12 protein-coding genes and 7 pseudogenes are annotated in these 15,222 nt (G+C 67.8%); 9 read left to right on the forward strand and 10 right to left on the reverse strand.

Translation table 11 applies throughout. The features are described 5' to 3' along the window. Positions 1-29: 29 nt before the first annotated feature. Positions 30-599, reverse strand: a complete 570-nt coding sequence (locus OG841_RS47165; RefSeq protein ID WP_328635715.1) for a TetR/AcrR family transcriptional regulator — start codon at positions 597-599, stop codon at positions 30-32. Between the two features lie 51 nt (positions 600-650). Between OG841_RS47165 and OG841_RS47170 the strand changes: the two genes are divergently transcribed. Both OG841_RS47170 and OG841_RS48700 read left to right on the forward strand, forming a co-directional pair. Next, on the forward strand, positions 651-1,574 hold the full coding sequence (locus OG841_RS47170) for an aldo/keto reductase (protein ID WP_328635714.1): 924 nt from the start codon (positions 651-653) through the stop codon (positions 1,572-1,574). A 38-nt stretch (positions 1,575-1,612) separates the two neighbouring features. After that, positions 1,613-1,675 (forward strand): annotated as a pseudogene (locus OG841_RS48700) (hypothetical protein); the annotation flags it as partial. A gap of 43 nt (positions 1,676-1,718) precedes the next feature. On the opposite strand, the pseudogene OG841_RS48705 reads toward OG841_RS48700, so the two are convergent. Further along, positions 1,719-1,889: pseudogene (locus tag OG841_RS48705) on the reverse strand (IS256 family transposase); the annotation flags it as partial. A 145-nt stretch (positions 1,890-2,034) separates the two neighbouring features. Between OG841_RS48705 and OG841_RS47180 the strand changes: the two are divergent. Both OG841_RS47180 and OG841_RS47185 read left to right on the forward strand, forming a co-directional pair. Then, positions 2,035-2,682 (forward strand): hypothetical protein, encoded by a 648-nt coding sequence (locus OG841_RS47180; RefSeq protein ID WP_328635713.1) that lies wholly within the window; start codon positions 2,035-2,037, stop codon positions 2,680-2,682. A 14-nt stretch (positions 2,683-2,696) separates the two neighbouring features. Next, entirely contained in the window at positions 2,697-2,987 is a 291-nt protein-coding gene (locus OG841_RS47185) for a hypothetical protein (RefSeq protein WP_365121424.1), read from the forward strand. Positions 2,988-3,126: 139 nt separating this feature from the next. Here the strand turns inward: OG841_RS47185 and OG841_RS47190 are convergent, their stop codons facing one another. From OG841_RS47190 to OG841_RS47205, 4 genes and pseudogenes are all read right to left on the reverse strand, one after another. Continuing rightward, the gene (locus tag OG841_RS47190) at positions 3,127-3,390 is read right to left on the reverse strand and encodes an endonuclease domain-containing protein (RefSeq protein WP_365121421.1); all 264 of its coding nucleotides are present in this window, start codon (positions 3,388-3,390) and stop codon (positions 3,127-3,129) included. A 54-nt stretch (positions 3,391-3,444) separates the two neighbouring features. Continuing rightward, positions 3,445-4,473, reverse strand: coding sequence for a DNA-directed RNA polymerase subunit alpha (locus tag OG841_RS47195; RefSeq protein ID WP_371570472.1), 1,029 nt, complete (start codon positions 4,471-4,473; stop codon positions 3,445-3,447). A gap of 199 nt (positions 4,474-4,672) precedes the next feature. Next, a pseudogene (locus OG841_RS47200) lies at positions 4,673-5,277 on the reverse strand (ISAzo13 family transposase); the annotation flags it as partial. A 309-nt stretch (positions 5,278-5,586) separates the two neighbouring features. Then, positions 5,587-5,905, reverse strand: a pseudogene (locus OG841_RS47205) (transposase); the annotation flags it as partial. Between the two features lie 338 nt (positions 5,906-6,243). On the opposite strand from OG841_RS47205, the gene OG841_RS47210 reads away from it, so the two are divergent. The 4 genes from OG841_RS47210 to OG841_RS47225 all read left to right on the forward strand — a co-directional run bounded on the left by OG841_RS47210 (position 6,244) and on the right by OG841_RS47225 (position 10,829). Then, on the forward strand, positions 6,244-7,554 hold the full coding sequence (locus tag OG841_RS47210; RefSeq protein ID WP_371570475.1) for a cellulose binding domain-containing protein: 1,311 nt from the start codon (positions 6,244-6,246) through the stop codon (positions 7,552-7,554). Between the two features lie 22 nt (positions 7,555-7,576). Then, on the forward strand, positions 7,577-8,755 hold the full coding sequence (locus OG841_RS47215; RefSeq protein WP_371571038.1) for a cellulose-binding domain-containing protein: 1,179 nt from the start codon (positions 7,577-7,579) through the stop codon (positions 8,753-8,755). Between the two features lie 210 nt (positions 8,756-8,965). Then, complete coding sequence (locus OG841_RS47220) at positions 8,966-10,441, forward strand: cellulase family glycosylhydrolase (RefSeq protein WP_371571040.1); 1,476 nt, start codon at positions 8,966-8,968, stop codon at positions 10,439-10,441. 232 nt (positions 10,442-10,673) lie between these two features. Beyond that, positions 10,674-10,829: a hypothetical protein gene (locus tag OG841_RS47225; protein WP_328635707.1), complete on the forward strand. Its 156-nt coding sequence runs from the start codon at positions 10,674-10,676 to the stop codon at positions 10,827-10,829. 111 nt (positions 10,830-10,940) lie between these two features. On the opposite strand, the pseudogene OG841_RS47230 reads toward OG841_RS47225, so the two are convergent. The 3 genes and pseudogenes from OG841_RS47230 to OG841_RS47240 all read right to left on the reverse strand — a co-directional run bounded on the left by OG841_RS47230 (position 10,941) and on the right by OG841_RS47240 (position 14,432). Beyond that, positions 10,941-12,190: pseudogene (locus OG841_RS47230) on the reverse strand (IS701 family transposase). A 103-nt stretch (positions 12,191-12,293) separates the two neighbouring features. Next, positions 12,294-13,295 (reverse strand): annotated as a pseudogene (locus OG841_RS47235) (IS5 family transposase). A 165-nt stretch (positions 13,296-13,460) separates the two neighbouring features. Continuing rightward, positions 13,461-14,432, reverse strand: a complete 972-nt coding sequence (locus tag OG841_RS47240) for an alpha/beta hydrolase (protein WP_437114315.1) — start codon at positions 14,430-14,432, stop codon at positions 13,461-13,463. 19 nt (positions 14,433-14,451) lie between these two features. Between OG841_RS47240 and OG841_RS47245 the strand changes: the two genes are divergently transcribed. Continuing rightward, positions 14,452-14,928 carry a MarR family winged helix-turn-helix transcriptional regulator gene (locus tag OG841_RS47245; protein ID WP_328635704.1) on the forward strand — a complete coding sequence of 159 codons (477 nt, stop codon included), beginning with the start codon at positions 14,452-14,454 and terminating at the stop codon, positions 14,926-14,928. A gap of 127 nt (positions 14,929-15,055) precedes the next feature. On the opposite strand, the pseudogene OG841_RS47250 reads toward OG841_RS47245, so the two are convergent. After that, positions 15,056-15,217 (reverse strand): annotated as a pseudogene (locus OG841_RS47250) (IS630 family transposase); the annotation flags it as partial. Positions 15,218-15,222 lie beyond the last annotated feature (5 nt).

The following is a 15,222-nucleotide window of genomic DNA, read 5'->3' on the forward strand; positions in this document are numbered from 1 at the left end:
CCGCGACGGCGGCGTACCCCCGCGGTCGGTCAGTGGGCGGTGAGCCCGGTGAGCAGGAGGGCGAGCCATCGGGCGCGGGCGGTGGGTGGCTGGTCGGCGGGGAGGGTGGAGAGCATCAGGTACAGGTCGTCGAGGGTGAAGTCGGCGCGCAGACCGCCCTGGGCTTGTGCGGTGCGGATGAGTGGACCGAGAGCCTGGGTGACGCGGGTCTCCACCTCCTGCTTGGCGGGGTGGGCTGCGTGGTCGGCGCCGAGCGCGTACGCGGCTGCTTTGACGGCGCGGTTGTGGGCGACGGTGTCCATCACGCGGCTGAGGAAGCCGGTGAGCTCCGCCATGGCGGGTGAACCCTGGCTCTCGCGTTGCAGGCACTCTTCGGCGTCGTCGGCGAGTGTTTCGAACGAGGTGGCGACCACGGCTGTGACCAGGTCGCTCTTGTTCGGGAAGTGCTTGTACAGGGTTCCGACCGCGACGCCCGCAGCAGCGGCTATCTGCTCCATCGACACCTCGGGCCCGTGCTCGGTGATCTGCTCATGCGCCGCGGTCATGATCCGGGCGCGGTTGCGGGCCGCGTCGGCACGCAGCGGTCGGGGTGAGGTCATGGAGCCCTCCGGGACCATTTGACAAAAGATGAATGATGCTTCACTTGCGGCATGGCGATCACGACACGTGCCCTCGGGCACACCGACACGGACGTGACCATCCTCGGCTACGGCGCTATGGAACTGGGCGGGCTGCGCAGAGGGCCAGAGCTGACCGACGAGGACGTCGGCCGGCTGCTCAACGCGGTCCTCGACGGCGGCATCAACCTGATCGACACCTCGCCCGACTACGGCCGCAGCGAAGAGCTCATCGGCACGCACCTCGCCCACCGCAGGGACGAGTTCTTTCTCGCCTCCAAGTGCGGCTGCCCGATCGAGCCGCCCGTCGACACGCCGCCGCCCTACCCGCACGACTACAGCCAGGCGAACGTCCGCGCCGACGTCGAGCAGTCGCTGCGCCGGCTCCGGACCGATCGCCTCGACCTGGTCCAGGTGCACATGTCACCGAGCCGGGCCACGCTCGAAGAGAACCGCACCGTCGAGATGCTCAAGGAACTACAGGCCGAGGGCAAGGTCCGCTTCATCGGCATGTCGGGCATCCTGCCCAACCTGCCCGACCACCTCGCGATGAACGTCTTCGACGCTTTCCAGATCCCTTACTCGGCCGTGCAACGCGATCACGAGAACCTCATTACCGAGGCGGCGGACAAGGGCACCGGCACACTCATCCGCGGCGGGGCCGCACGCGGCGCGGCGTCGCAGGAGAAGAACTGGACCGTCGGTCCGCTCGCCCAGCAGCCGGGTGTCGGCCAGCGCAACTGGGAGACGTCGGGCATCGAGGACCTCATCGACCAGGCAGGCATCGACAAGCAGGAGTTCATCCTCCGCTTCACGCTCAGCCACCCCGGCCTGTCTACCACGATCGTCGGCACCGCGAACCCGGCCCACCTGGCGGGCAACATCGCCATCGCGGAAAAGGGCCCGCTACCGTCCGACCTCTACGAGGAAGCCAAGAAGCGCCTCCCGATGGGGTAATCCTTGCCGGTGTGAGCGAGTGGGTGCTGCACGTGGACATGGACCAGTTCCTCGCCGCCGTCGAGCAACTGCATCACCCGGAGCTACGCGGGAAGCCAGTCGTGGTCGGTGGGGACGGCGACCCGACCAAGCGCGGCGTGGTGTCGACCACAGGACCCGCTTGGTCAGCTGCTGCAGCAGCCCGCCCTGCCCGGTCAGCTGCAGCCCCTCCGACCGAGCCCGCTCCACCAGCATCGCGACCAGTTGCTCGTCAGACACGGGCGCAGGCTGCCCCAACGGGGCACTCTCGACAGGTTCCTCGGTCTTCAACTCCACGGCGGTGTCAGTCACTTGACGTCTCGCCCATGATCGTCGTATCCGCCGTTAGATTTACACTCCCGTTGTTCTGGGCCGGGCAAGCTCTCTCCACTTGGGAGTGACCTTGTCCGGATGCGGATGCAGCCGCCGGTGTACCTGCACTGTGACCGCCGGCCCCGGCACGGAAGTCGAGGGCAACGGCAGCACGTCCAACCCCTATGTCGTCAGTGCCAAGCCGCCCGTCACCGGCTGCGGTCTGACCGGTGACGGCACCGCAGCAGCTCCCCTCGCCGCGCACGTCGGCACTTGGCCGTACGCGTGCGATCTCGACACGGTCGCCGGAAGCGTGTACTGCGATCCGGCAACAGACGAGCTGCGCGCCGACCCTCCGTACTGGGCGGACTTCCAGGGAAACCAGGCGACCACGCTTCTGAGCACCCCGCTTCGGGTGCCGGCTGCGGAGCAGGCGGTGATTGACACGGTCTCCGTCGATATCACGAACCCCGATCTCTGCCGCAGGGCGATCGGGCTGCTGTTCCGTGAAGTCGACCTGGACTTCGTGCTGCCGCCGAACTCGGGCGCCATGGCCGGTATCGACGGCGACGACATGAACTATTTCGGCAACCAGGGCAACGGGACGATCTTCAACACGCACTCCCAGGACAACAAGCTCAGCGTCTTCACGCTCAACCCTGGGGAGACGCGCACGATCACGATGAACGTCGAGGCCGGTCGCGGCAGCGGCGGCGCGACGATCACCAAAATTCAGAAGTCGATTCGCGCCTGGGTCTGGTCGAACCAGTTCAACTGACAGGAGCCGCAGTCATGGCAGACCAGACCTTTTACTACGAGTACCCGGACGGCTCGATCGCCGAGCGGGTCACGACGGCAGCCGACCCGGAGCATCCGGAAGGCGTGACGCTGCTGACGGCGGCCGAGTACGCCACGAAGAAGGCGGCGATCGAGGCGGCTCACGCGCAGCAGCAAGCCGACGTCGAGGCGGCGCAGACAGATCAGAAGAAGAACGCGTACGACGCGCTGATCACGGCCAACTTCGCCCCCGCTGTAGCGCAGACCCTGTCGGGCTACACGCCGCCGACAGGTGGTGACGCCTGATGTCCTGGTGCCCGTTCGCGAAGAAACTGGAGCTCCAGCCCGAGAGCGACGATCAGCCGGCCATACGGCCGACGCAATTCATCGTGCACACCATCGTCGCACCCTGGACGCCTGAGCGCACATACGAGTACTGGCGGGGTTACTCGGCGCGGCTTCGCTCCAGGTACACGGATGCGGCGCGCAGGAGCGCAGGGTCGTCCCGGAACTTCCCGAGGCCGTGGTTGCATGCGGTGCACAACAAGCCGCGGACGCATCCACCGCAGGACGTAGCGGGGCCCGGGCAACAGGTGTGGTCATGATCAATGGACAGGGTGAGCCCGTTGTCGTCCAGCAGACCGCAGATGGCGCATACGCCGTTCTGACGGGCCAGTGGGTGCCCTACCCGTGCCTTCCGGCAGATCAACCTGGTCGACGACCAGGACGGCCAAGTGTCTATACGCCCAGCGCCGTGCAGCGTTCAGTATTGCTCGGTCTCCACGAAATGCGCGTCCGTGTCGCTGTTCGGGCCGAAGGCGTCGGCGGCGGCGGTCGGGTCGAATGCGGGCGGGCTGTCCTTGAGACCGAGGCCCATGCCGGCGAGCTTTTCCTTGACTTCGTCGATGGACTTCGCACCGAAGTTGCGGATGTCCATCAGGTCGGCCTCGGAGCGCGCCATGAGCTCGCCCACGGAGTGGATGCCCTCACGCTTGAGGCAGTTGTACGACCGAACGGTGAGCTCGAGCTCCTCGATCGGCAGGGCGAGATCAGCGGCAAGGGCGGCGTCCGTGGGGGACGGGCCCATGTCGATGCCCTCGGCGTCGATGTTGAGCTCGCGGGCGAGACCGAACAGCTCGACCAGGGTCTTACCGGCCGACGCCATGGCGTCACGCGGACGCATGGCCTGCTTGGTCTCGACGTCGACGATCAGCTTGTCGAAGTCGGTGCGCTGCTCGACACGGGTCGCCTCGACCTTGTACGTGACCTTGAGCACGGGGCTGTAGATGGAGTCGACCGGGATACGGCCGATCTCCTGGCCCACCTGCTTGTTCTGCACGGCGGAGACGTAACCGCGGCCACGCTCGACCGTGAGCTCCATCTCCAGCTTGCCCTTGCCCTTGCCGTTGAGCGTGGCGAGGACGAGGTCGGGGTTGTGCACCTCGACACCGGCCGGGGGCGCGATGTCGGCGGCGGTGACCAGACCCGGGCCCTGCTTGCGCAGGTACATCACGACCGGCTCGTCCTGCTCGCTGCTGACGACCAGCTGCTTGATGTTGAGGATCAGGTCGGTGACGTCCTCCTTGACGCCCGGCACGGTGGTGAACTCGTGCAGGACGCCGTCGATGCGGATGCCGGTGACAGCAGCGCCGGGGATCGACGACAGGAGGGTGCGGCGGAGGGAGTTGCCGAGGGTGTAGCCGAAGCCCGGCTCCAGCGGCTCGATCACGAACCGGGAGCGGAAATCCTCGACGACCTCTTCGGTCAGGGACGGACGCTGAGCAATCAGCACGTGGTGTTGCCTCCAGTGGTTTGGCGCCCGCCATGGGGCGCCGTGGACACCATGAAGGGTACGGGGGACAGGGACGATACGGCTTCGCAGAGGCCGAACGGCCCTTCTGCCCAACCCGGAGAGGAGGTTTCGGGCCAACCGTTCCTGTTTGGCCCGCGCCCAGCTCTCGGGCGCGGAGGACGGCAAGCGGCAGGGTGTCGCGCTCTACCAGCTCGGCCCAGGCGGCTGGTTCCAGGCCGGTGAGGCTAGGGTGAGCGAGCCAGGCGGGGGTCTTGTCGCCAGCCGGGAAGCGCCCGAACTTCGGTGGCTTCTTGGCTTCTTGGCTTCTTGGCGGCTTGTGGGGCGAGTCCGGCGGGGCGGAGCGTGTAGTTCCAGGTGCCGTGCCACTCGTGGCGGGCTGAGCGGCAGACGCTCCATGACGCCGTCGGAGGCGACGACGTCGGTGGGGTAAGCGCCGGGGTCGAGCTCGGCGTGGACGGCCGGCCCGGTGCGAGTTCGGGGCGCACCGATAGTGCTGACCACGACTTCATGGCAGGTCAGGGGCCTGGCGCACCAGTTGATGCTGATCTGGGAGAACAGTCGGTGCTCTATTTTATTCCACTTTGAAGTACTCAGCGGGAAGTGACAAACGGTCATCTCCAGACCGCTCTCGTGGGCGAAAGCGGCGAGCTCGCTCTTCCAGGCGCGGACCCGGTAGCCGTTGGATCCGCCGGCGTCCGCGGTAATCAACAGGCGGGCGGCACGTGGGTAGCGGTGCCTTCCCTCCCCGTCCCACCAGCGGCGCAGGGTGGCCACGGCGAAGGACCTCGACGGCGAGCAGGCTGCCCGGCTGCTGGCGGCGCTCCTGACGCTTCGTGACCGGATCCTTGACCCACTTGTAGAACCACGACTCGCTCACCCCCAGCACTCGGCAGGCCACGCGGTGCGGGAGGCCAACTCCGTGAGCCTCGAAATTTCGTGACGGTCCGCCGAGGGAGTCGGTGGACCGTTTTCGTGCCATGGGCTGGGGCTGCGCAGGCTGAAGACCCGAGTGTCGCCTCGGGATGGCGCCGGATTCCACTGCTTTGGGTGTTGAGGTGCTGTCGAAGGGGCGGGGCATCCATTGGTCAGACTGGGTCCGGGGAGTTGGTTGAGCCGGTCGAGGGCGGCGGTGATGTGGTTGCTCCAGGGCCGGTGCCGGGCCAGGCGGAGGATACGCCGATGGCCGGTGGTCACGCGTTGCCCGGCCGTGGTGAACGGGCGGAGCCGCAGGCGGCGGGGCGAGTCTGGTCTTGCTGGTCAGTGCGAGCATCGGCATCCAGGCCGGCGGGTCCAGCGCGATCTGCACGATCTCCAGCCAGATCCGGTTCTGGGTCGTGCGGTGCAGGGGGAGATTCCGCAGGCCGGTGGCCCGGGCGGCGCGGATGCGGTCTTCGGCACGGGTGCGCTGGCGGTCTGGCCACGGCGGATGCCTCGGCCAGGGCCTGTCAGGCCTGCGGGGTCTTTGCATCTCGGGTGAAAGGCTCCGCGACCACCCGGCCCCGGGATATCCCTTGTGACGAGCGCGTGCTGGAGTTGTTGTGGCACAAGCGGCGCTGGTGGTGCCGCGAACCGGCATGCCTTCGGCCCCCACCCCCTTGTCAGGGGCATGGCCCTCTTCTACAGTCCCCGGATACGGAGATTGTGGGAGCGCTCCCATGGGTGAGGTGTTCCAGCGCTCACTCCCCTCCCTCCGAGAGGACTCCCATACGAACGTCACGGCGCCCCGTCACGAAGAAGGCGGATCCCCCCATGCAGCTTCTTTCGACCCTCCGCTCGCCCGCCCGAAAGCGCACCGCCACGTTGCTGGCAGCGCTCTGCTGCGCCGCGTTGCCCGTCGTGGCCGCGGCGGCCCAGCCGCCCGTGGCGAGTACCGCCGCCACTGAGGTCCTGGGCAACGCGACCCACTTCGCCGCGCTCGGCAGCCCCTACGGCGGCTGCGGTCTGCCGCAGCGCGAACTGGACAGCCAGGACTTCGTGGCGCTCAACGTGTTCAACACACCCGGCGACTACGCGAGCACCTACCCCCGCCCGGTGCCGGACTCGAACGCCTCGGTCAAAGGCGTCTTCGACAACGGCCGCAACTGCGGCCGCTGGGTCAAGGTCACCATCGGGGACTACTGCACCGGCTCCAATGACGGCGCCCCGGGCCAGCCCTTCTGCCGCAACGGCTCCTGGGTGGCCGACAAGTACAACGGGGCCACCCTGAACATGCTCGTCGCGGACAGCTGCGCCGATTCCAACGCCTGGTGCCGGGACGACCCCAACCACCTCGACCTGGCAACCGACTCCCTCAACCGCTTCCGGATCGGCGGCACCCCAGCGGGGACGATGTACCCGGACCACTGGAACAACCGTCACGTCTCCTGGAGCTTCGTCCCGGCCCCGGACTACAGCGGTGACATCCGTATCGGCTTCCTCAGGGGAGCCCAGCGGTACTGGCCCGCCATCGCCGTCTCCCATCTGCCGGACGGCATCCACGGCGTCCAGTACCTGGCGAACGGCACCTGGACCGATGCCACGATGAACAGCGACATGGGGCAGTCCTACGTCATCGGCGCGACGGCCTCCGGTCAGAGCAGCTTCACGATACGGATCCGCGACGCGGCCGACGCCTGGCTGGGCGGCAGCCGAACGTACTCCTTCTCGCTGCCGTCAGGCTGCGCGGGAGGCTGCCCGCAGGACTACACCGCCGTCCCCTACACCACCGACAGCTCTGGAGGGACGCCATCTCCCACTCCCGCGCCGAGCCCCTCGGGCGACACCGCCTGCACGGCCCAGTGGAAGCTGACCGGCTCATGGCAGGGCGGATACCAGGCCGACGTCACGGTCACCAACACCGGGTCCCGGCCGGTCACCGGCTGGTCGGTGCACCACACCCTGCCGGGCGGTGTGACCGTGGCGAACCGCTGGAACGCGGTGGTGGATCCGTCCCTCCCCGCCACCACGGTTCACAACGCCACGTACAACGGCTCGCTGGCACCGGGCGCGTCGACGACCTGGGGGATGACGCTCAGCGGCGACGACCGAGACCTCGGCACACTCTCCTGCACCGCGTCCTGACTCCCGGAGATTGATCATGGCCATGACTTCATTGGGCGTGCGCCGCCACCGCCACCGCCTGCCGCTCTGGGCATTGGTGCTGACCGTGGTGGCGGTGACCCTTCCCGCCATCGCGACATCGCGCGCACAGGGCGCGGCGACGGGCTGCACGGTCACGTACACCACCAACGAATGGTCCGGCGGCTTCACCGCCCAGATCCGCGTCACGAATCTCGGCGCCGCCCTGAACGGCTGGCGGCTGGAGTGGACCTACGGCGGCGACCAGCAGGTCACGTCCGCCTGGAACGCGCAGGTCACCCAGTCGGGCAGCGGGGTGACCGCCGTGAACGTCGCGCACAATGCCGTGCTCACCGCCGGGGGGTCCGTGGACTTCGGGCTCCAGGGCACCTGGCGCACCGTCGACCCGGCTCCCACCGCCTTTGCCCTCAACGGCACGCCGTGCGGCGGAACCGCGAGTCCCACCCCGACGGCGACCGCCTCACCGACAGCGACCGCGACAGCCACGGCGTCGGCCGAATGCGCCGGGGCTACGATCTGCTCCGACTTCGAGGACCAGACCGGCACCGTGCCCTCGGGCCCCTGGCAGACCACGGCACCCGACTGCCAGGGCACGGGGAAGGTCAGCGTCGACACGTCCGTCGCCTACAGCGGCACCAGGTCGCTGCGCGTCGACGGCGGCGTCGGCTACTGCAACCACGTCTTCGCGGCCTCCACCCGCGATCTGTCCTCCGTCGGGCCTGTGGTGTACGCACGCATGCGGGTCCGGCACACCACCGCCCTGCCCACCAGCCACGTCACCTTCGTATCCATGCCGGACGCCTCACAGGGCGGCAGGGCACTGCGCGTCGGCGGGCAGAACGGCGCGCTGCAGTGGAACCGCGAGAGTGACGATGCGACCCTGCCGGAACAGAGCCCGGCGGGGGTCGCGCTCAGCACGCCGCTGCCGACCGGCCGGTGGCTGTGCCTGCGGTTCCAGATCGACACCACCGCCCAGTCCATGCGCACATGGGTCGACGACCAGGAGGTCGCCGGACTGCACGTGGACGGGGTGCCGACCCAGGACGTCGACGGGCAGTGGCTCGCCCGTAGGACCCCGCCTCGCCCCACGGGCCTGCGCCTGGGGTGGGAGAGCTACGGCACCGGGGACGACACTCTCTGGTTCGACGACGTGGCCCTGGGCTCCTCACCGATCGGCTGCTGACTCCGCGTGGGATCCGTCGGGAGGACGGGACTTGAACGCGCGACAGTTGTTGATTTCTTGATCCGTACGGCGCGCAGCGCCCGCCTGGTGGACCGGTCAGGTGCAGCCCTCGGCCTGGGCCCGGCTCACCAGCCTGTCGATCAGCTGGGTATAGAGCCCATCGATCCCTTACAGCAACGAGGAGATCAGGTGAAACGTCGTCACGCCTTAATGGCCACCGGCGCCGCCGGTGCACTGATCATGACTGGCCTTGCAGCCGCCACCCTGCCCGCATCGGCAGCCGCCACCGGCTGCTCGGTCGCGTACAAGGTGCAGAGCGAATGGCCGGGAGGGTTCACAGCGAACCTGGCCATCACCAATCTCGGCTCCCCCGTGCGAACGTGGACCGCGACGTTCGACTTCCCGAACTCCGACCAGAAGGTCACCAACGGCTGGAGTGCCACCTGGACACAGTCCGGAACCCACGTGTCCGCCGCCAGCCTCGACTGGAACGGGGCGCTGGATACGGGCGGGTCGGCTTCCATCGGGTTCACCGGTGCGTGGAAGGGCGCCAATCCGGAACCCGCATCGGTTGCGCTCAACGGCGTGACCTGTACCGGCTCGGTGACATCCCCGACCCCCAGCCCCACCACCACTCCGACCAGCGGTCCCAGTGGTCCGGCCCCGGAACTGAAGGTTTCCGGCAACAAGATCGTCACCGCCAGCGGCAAGCCGTACCGGCTGCTGGGCGTGGACCGCTCCAGCGGTGAATACGCTTGTGTGCAGGGCAAGGGGCTGTGGGACGGCGGCCCGGTCGACCAGGCTTCCGTCGACGCGATGAAGACCTGGAACATCCACGCCGTACGCCTGCCGTTGAACGAGGAATGCTGGCTCGGCATCAACGGCTCGCCCAATGGCACCACTTACCAGCAGGGCGTCAGAGACTACGTCAACCTGCTGGTGGCCAATGGCATCACCCCGATCCTCGACCTGCACTGGACGCGGGGCGCCTACACCAACGGGCCGGACTGGCACTGCAAGGACGCCACCGCGACCTGCCAGAAACCGATGCCGGACGCGCAGTACGCCACCCAGTTCTGGACCGGTGTCGCCAACGCCTTCAAGGGCAACGATGCCGTCGTCTTCGATCTGTTCAACGAGCCGTACCCGGAGATCGCCGCCGACTGGGACAAGACCGTCGGCTGGCAGTGCTGGCGAGACGGCGGTACCTGCACGGGCCTTCCCTATGAGACGGCCGGCATGCAGGACCTGGTCGACGCGGTCCGTGCCACCGGCGCGACCAACGTCCTCATGCTGGGTGGCCTGGAGTGGGCCAACGACATGCGCGAGTGGCTGACGCACATGCCGGCCGACCCGTTGAAGAACATCGCCGCGTCATGGCATTCGTACAGCTTCAACGCCTGTGCGACCGAATCCTGCTGGGACACTCAGGTCGCGCCGCTCGCACAACAAGTACCGGTCGTCATCAGCGAGTTCGGCCAGGACAACTGCGGCTTCGACTACATGCAGCGGCTGGTGGACTGGGCTGACGCGCACAGTATGGGTTATCTCGCGTGGACGTGGAACCCATGGGGCTGCAGCACTGGCGCCGTGCTCATCAAGGACTGGGCGGGCACCCCGGAACCTGGCATCGGCGAGGGTCTGAAGTCCCACCTGATCAGCCAGGACCCCTACATGACCCCGTAACCGCACACCCGGCGGCTGCCCAGTCGCGTACGACGCCGCCCCGGCCGGATGCCCCAACGGCACAACTCGGCCCGGGCGGCTTTCGACCACCACGAGTGTGAGTGTGGCGAGATGCTCGAACCGCAGCCCACAGGGGAGTCGTCGGCTCCCGGACTCCAGGGGTGAAACCGGTCGGCGGTTCTTCGCGGTGCACGAAATCCCGGTGGCGGCACGGCACCGACTGCAGCAACACGTGCGGGATACCTACGACGTCGCCCTGGACGTGTTCGACGGGCAGGCTGTGGCCGGCATGCTCACCCAGGGCGACCGGGTCTGGATCGCCCAGCGGTTTCTGGATCTGCCCTCGTCGATGATCCCGGACGAGCCGGCCGAGACACATCCGGACTAGTAGGGCTTGGTCAGGTTGGTATCGGGGTGGGTATGTTGCGGCGGCAGGTGGGGCAGGCGCCGGTCCAGGTGGCAAGGAGTGTCTGCAGTTCCCGGACCACTTGATAGAGGCTCAGGCTCGCGCCGTGTCTTTTGGGTCTCGTGCCAGTCGTTGCAGGGTGCAGAAGGCGTGGGCGGCGGAGACGAGGGTGACGTGGTGGTGCCAGCCACCCCAGGTGCGGCCCTCGAAATGGGCCAGGCCCAGGCTTGTTTCATCTCGCGGTAGTCGTGTTCGATGCGCCAGCGCAGTTTGGCGAGCCGGACCAGGGTGGCCAGTGGCATGCCGGAGGGCAGGCTGGAGAGCCAGAACTGCACGGGTTCGGGTTGGGTGGCCGGCCACTCGGCCAGCAGCCAGCGTTCAGGCAGTTCAGGACCGTCGGTGGCCTGACGGACGCCGTGTCCGGCCGGGCGGATGCGCAGAGCCACGAACCGCGAGTACATACGTCTGAAGCCGCTGATCCCTTTGGCTGGGCGGGAGCCCTGGCGCCAGGACACCGGCCTCGCGGCCGTCCTACCGGCCGCGATGACCAGCTCTTTCACGGTCTGTGCAGGCTCGGAGTACTGCATCTTCGGTGGCCGGCCGGTGCCCGCATAGGCGGGCCGGACGAGCTGGACCCCGGCCGGATGGGCGGTGTGACGGCCGGAGATACCGACCGCGTAGGGCAGATCGCGCTCTTCCAGACCGCGGCGGAAGGCGGCGGCATCGCCGTATCCGGCGTCCGCGACGACCAGGGGAATGTCGATGCCCCACGACCGCGTCTCGTCGATCATGTCCAGGGCCAGCTGCCACTTCTCCACATGCCCCACATGAGCGCGGATCCCGCAGCGGGTGCGGCGGGCGACCTCGCCCGGGTCCGCTTCGGGGGAGGCGGGATCCCAGGAAGCGGGCAGGAACAGCCGCCAGTTCACCGCGGCCGAGGCATGATCCCGGGCCAGGTGCAGCGACACCCCCACGTGGCACTTGGTGACCTTGCCAGCGGTGCCGGTGTACTGCCGCGACACACACGCCGACGCGTCCCCGTCCTTCAGAAGGCCGGTGTCATCGACGATCAGCGCCTCCGGGCCGATCGCCTCGTGCATCCTCCAGGCCAGCCGGGCCCGCACATGCGCCGGATCCCACGGACTGGAAGTGATGAAATGCGCCAGCGCCTGACGGTTACCGTCCTCACCCAGCCGGGCCGCCATCGGCTCCACCGATTTACGCCGGCCGCCCAGCAGCAGCCCGCGCACATACGCCTGCCCCCACCGCCGCTGATCCGTACGGAAGAACCCGTCGAACAACTCCGCCGCGAACGCCTCCAGGTCCTCCCGGAGCGAGGCCATTTCCTCAGGTGTCACACCACCCCAACGACGCTCATGGACCAGCGGACACGCCACCCACGAATGAAGATGACCAAGCCCTACTAGGGCGCGTATCGAGTAGTGATCAATGGGTGGTCCGGGTGAGGTCTTTGATCCAGATCATCGAGGCGCGCAGGTGAAGACCGGCGAGGTAGCTGTCCGGGGTCTTGTCGTACCGAGTGGCGATGCCTCGCCGTGCCTTGAGCTTGTTGATCAGACGCTCGACAGTGTTGCGCTCCTTGTACAGGTTGGCGTCGAGGCTGGCGGGCCGACCACCACGGGAGCCCTTCTTCTTCCGGTTGGCGGCCTGGTCCTTCTTCTCCGGGATAACGGTCTTAATGTGGCGTTTGCGCAGGTGGTCCCGGTTACCGCGGGACGAGTAGGCCTTATCCCCGGCGACAGCGCCCGGCCGGGTGTGGGGGGCGGCCGACGGGCCCGCGGACCCGTATCTTCTTGAGCGCGGGGATGAACTGCGGGCTGTCCGCGGCCTGACCTGCGGTCAGGACGAACACCAGGGGGCGGCATTTCCGGTCGGCGACGAGGTGGACCTTGCTGGTCTGCCCGCCCCTGGAGCGTCCGAGGAGCGCGGCCTTCAGGCGGAGTTTCTGCCGCCGTCGGACGCGTCGCCGCTCTTCCCGCTCGGGTCCGATCCCGGCCTCCTGCCTATTTTGTCCTTCGGAGTAGCCCCCTTTTGTCTGGCCTTCTCCTCCTCGGCGGCATTCTCCAGTGCGGTGATGACGTCCTGGCCCAGATGCATCCCGGCAGCGTCGTGGTGAGCGCGCACAGTGGTGGAGTCGACGCTGACCAGGGACAGGTCCACCCCACCCCGCTTCGCGGCCTCTGTGATCAGTCCGTCCAGCAGGGCTTCGAAGACGCTTGCGTCACGCCACTGCCGGAAGCGGTTGTGGACGGTCGACCAGGCGCCGAGCTCGGTCGGCATCTCCCGCCACTGCCCGCCCGTCTTGAACCGCCAGATCACGCCCTCGAACTGCTGTCGCAGCCGCTCGGGGTACGGGCCGTACCCGCCGATCGGCAGATACGGCTCGATGAACTCCCATTCGCTGTCGGTCAGTTGCACTCGCGTCACGTAAGAAGATCTAGCATCCCCGTGTGAGCCACTGCCCACGGCGAACGCGCCGCCGGGGTCTTGAACGGCCCTCGGAGCGAGGTGGGGTGCCGGCCGCCAGGAAGAGGAACGGCGAGCCAGGGCCTGGGGTTCGGACCGTGGTCCGCATGAGACCGCCTGCGGGCTTCAGCCTGCCGACGTGCGTGCCGTGCCCCTGGTGCGGATGTGCTGACTGAGAAAGAGAGCGGCGCGGTCCAGTGCCTCGTCGGCTTCGTCCAGGACGCCGGCGAACGCCTGGAAGACATGTGGAACGTCAGCGGTGATGTCCAGGATGACGTCCACTCCGGCTTCTCTCGCGCGCGTGGCCATGCGTGTGGAGTCGTCCAGGAGTATTTCGTTGGTGCCCGCCTGCAGAAGCAATGGGGGGAAGCCGGTCAGGTCGGCGAGGGTGGCGGGGCTGAGCATGGGCTGATGCGGATCCTGTCCCGCAAGGTACATGGTCCCGGTGTTTTCCAGGCCCTCACGCGTGAAGAACGGGTCGATGCCCGCCTTGGTGTCCATGCTCTCGCCTGTCCGCGTCATGTCGAGTCCGGGGGAGAACGCCACGATTGCGGCGGGCATGGGCAGGCCCGCGTCGCGGGCGGCGAGGCAGGTGGTGACGGTGAGGCCGCCACCGGCGGAGTCCCCGGCGAACGCGATCGCCGAAGGGTCTTCGCCGCTGTCGAGAAGTGCGCGGTAGGCGCTCAGTCCGTCCTCGATCACGGCCGGGAACGGATGCTCAGGGGCAAGCCGGTAATCCAGGGAGAACGCCCTGAACCCTGTTTTGGTCACCAGGTTCCCCGTCAGTGACATCGCCGTCTCCGGTGAACCGACCACGTAAGAGCCGCCGTGAAAGTAGAGGATCGTCCCGGCCTTCGGAGTGTCGGTCGGCTCGACGAGCAGCGCGGGCCGATCACCGAGCGTTGCAGTCCGGGTGCGGATCCCAGCCGGGACGATCATTCCCCCCATCATCGCCCTGAACCCGGCGCGGAGCTCCTCGGCCGACCGAGGGTCCTCCGGCCGAGGCTGTCGGACCATCGCGTCGATTTCCGCGCGCTGCTGCCTGCTCATTGTCGCCTCCATCACAAGTGCATGCCAATGAATTATATGCCCAGGCATCTAAGCTAGAATATATGCCATGGCATCTAAGTCAAGGCGTGCCCCGATCGACCTCCCGGGCTTCTTCGCCGATCTCGTCCGCTGCGAGACACGCCTCTACAATGCGCTGAACGACCGCCTTCGCGAGCGGCACGGGATCGTCACCTCGCAGTTCGAGTTCCTGCGCTTCCTGCGCGACCACCCCGGGTCCCGGGTCGCGGACCTCGCCACCGAATTCGCCATCGGGATCGGCGCGACCAGCAAGGGCATCGACCGCCTGGAGAAGCAGGCCTGGGTCATACGGCGGACCAATCCATCGGATCGCCGCTCATCACTGCTGGACCTGACCGCCGGAGGCCTGCAACTCGTCGAGGCGGCGGAGGCGACCTTCACCAAAACACTGGCCGAGCTGACCGCAGACGTCCTGGGCGGTCCCTCAGGACCGGCCGCCGCACAGATCTTCTCGGAGTTGCGCTCTGCACTCGAACGTGACCAGATCGGTCTGCCCACAGGCTGACCGGCATGTGCATCCAGTGCGACTGCCCGTTGGCCCCGTGATCAGCGTTTGTTGCGAGGGTGAATCCCGCGGATTGATCACGACTCGATACGCGCCCTAGTTGCTCTGACCGCATGCGCCGGGTCGTTCAGGCCGCGGCGGCGAGCGGGCGTCCGCCCCAACGGATGCCTCTCTCGCTTCGGATGCGGGCGCGTTCCTTGCGTTCGGCGGCCAGGACGTCGCGGTGGCGGGCGTTGGCGTTGCGCCAGCGCAGGTAGGCGTGCAGGGCTCGGGTCTGCACGGTGTGGTTGGTGA

It is taken from the genome of Streptomyces canus, assembly GCF_041435015.1.
Classification (GTDB): domain Bacteria; phylum Actinomycetota; class Actinomycetes; order Streptomycetales; family Streptomycetaceae; genus Streptomyces; species Streptomyces canus_G.